We start from the raw sequence: 1,836 nt of genomic DNA on the forward strand, positions 1-1,836 counted from the left end.
GCGTTACGACAAGCTGGCAAGTAGCTTTAAAGCGATGGTCACACTGGCTTGCATCGAAAGATGCTTGCGGGCTGACTTTTCAGACAAACCCTAGGGTCTGTTCCCGTTTCACATTGGTAGCCACAGAAAAGCGCAGGCCATTGCTATGACGCTTTCATAGTTTCTCTTGAGTTTGTCAAATTGAGAAGCCACCGCCCGGAAATGCTTCAACCGGGCGAAGGCGTTTTCTACGAGATGTCGATTGCGATATAACCCTTTGTCCAGATCTGCGTTCCCTTTCAGAGAATTGCGCTTTCGTGGAATCACCACTTTGCTGCCTTGCTGCTCGACCTGAGCGCGTATCGCTTCAGTGTCGTAGCCCTTGTCCGCAATGATCACTTCTGCATCGGGCACCTTGGCAATCAACGAGGCCGCCTGCGAACAATCATTGGGCTGGCCTGTGGTCACGTCAAATGCAATAGGCAGCCCACAAGCGTCTACAGCCAGGTGAATCTTGCTGGTGTTACCGGCTCGGCTTTTTCCGATGGCCTGGTCCTGCGTGCTGGCAGCACCTGCGCTGTGCTGATGAGCCTTGGCATAGCTGCCATCAATGAAGACCCACTCCATGAATCGCCCCGGATTCTCTAGACACCTTGCAAGCTCATTGCGTAACGTTTTTCAAACTCTACCGGTGACAGCTGATTGTTGAAACCATGGCGGCGTTTTGGGTTGTAGAACATCTCGATGTAATCGAACACATCACTACGAGCATCTTGCCGTGAGGTGTAGATTTTCCGCTTGATTCGTTCCCGTTTCAGAAGCTGGAAAAAACTCTCAGCCACGGCGTTGTCATGATAATTGCCTCGGCGGCTCATGCTGGCAACCAAATTGTTTGCCTTCAAAAAACTGCGCCAATCGGAGCTGCTGTACTGGCTGCCCTGGTCGGAGTGAACCATCACCTCTTGTTTCGGTTTTCGCCTCCAAACCGCCATCAATAACGCATCAATGGCCAAATCACTGGTCATCTGCGACTTCATTGACCAGCCAACGACCTGACGAGAAAACAGATCCAGCACCACCGCCAAATACAGCCAGCCTTCATACGTACGAACGTAGGTGATGTCGGTGACCCAAACCTTGTTGGGTTCCACGACATCGAACTCGCGCTTCAGTAAATTGGGTGAGGCGACCGCTGGCTTACCGCCGTACTTTCCAGGGCGACGTCGATACCCTGTCTGAGAGCGCAGACCTTCAAGACGCATCAACCTCGCCACACGATGCCGACCACAATCTTCACCGACCTCGCGCAGGTCGTCATGGATTTTGCGATAGCCATAAACTGCGCAGCTCTCCAGCCACGAGTGCTTGATCAAACCGAGCAATCGCTGGTCGTCTTTAGCGCGTGCAGATTGCGGCTCAGACAACCAAGCGTAATAACCACTGGGATGGACTTTCAGCGTCAGGCAAAGCCGTCGAATGGAGTAGTCGCCCGCGCGCTGCTTGATAAAGGCGTACTTCAGCCGCACTCCTTGGCAAAGTACGCGGCGGCCTTTTTTAAGATGTCTCGCTCTTCAGTGACCCGCTTGAGTTCCGCTCGCAGACGACGCAGTTCAGCGTGCTGATCATCGTCTTGCTGCCGTTCTGCCTGAGGTTTGCTGTAGCGCTTTATCCAGGCATAGAGGCTATGCGTCGACACGCCAAGACGCGCCGCCACATCAGCGACAGGCAGCTTCTTTTCGGTCACTTGATTGACCGCTTGGATTTTGAATTCTTCGGGATAACGTGGGTTGCTCATGGCACCTCCTGATTGGCCTCAGTTTAAGGCATGGAGGTGTCTACAAAACCCGGGGCGATTCA

General features: G+C 53.3%; 1 protein-coding gene and 2 pseudogenes. 1 reads left to right on the forward strand and 2 read right to left on the reverse strand.

All coding sequences use genetic code 11. The features are described 5' to 3' along the window. Positions 1–94, forward strand: a pseudogene (locus AO277_RS13165) (IS5/IS1182 family transposase); the annotation flags it as partial. 14 nt (positions 95–108) lie between these two features. On the opposite strand, the pseudogene AO277_RS13170 reads toward AO277_RS13165, so the two are convergent. After that, positions 109–606 (reverse strand): annotated as a pseudogene (locus AO277_RS13170) (IS5 family transposase); the annotation flags it as partial. Between the two features lie 17 nt (positions 607–623). After that, positions 624–1,774, reverse strand: a protein-coding gene (locus tag AO277_RS13175; protein ID WP_099259016.1) for an IS3-like element ISPsy29 family transposase whose coding sequence is annotated in 2 segments (ribosomal slippage) — positions 624–1,540 and positions 1,540–1,774 — 1,152 coding nt in all. Because the reading frame shifts where the segments join, the coding sequence is not laid out codon by codon here. Positions 1,775–1,836 lie beyond the last annotated feature (62 nt).

The organism is Pseudomonas amygdali (genome assembly GCF_002699855.1).
GTDB lineage: Bacteria > Pseudomonadota > Gammaproteobacteria > Pseudomonadales > Pseudomonadaceae > Aquipseudomonas > Aquipseudomonas amygdali.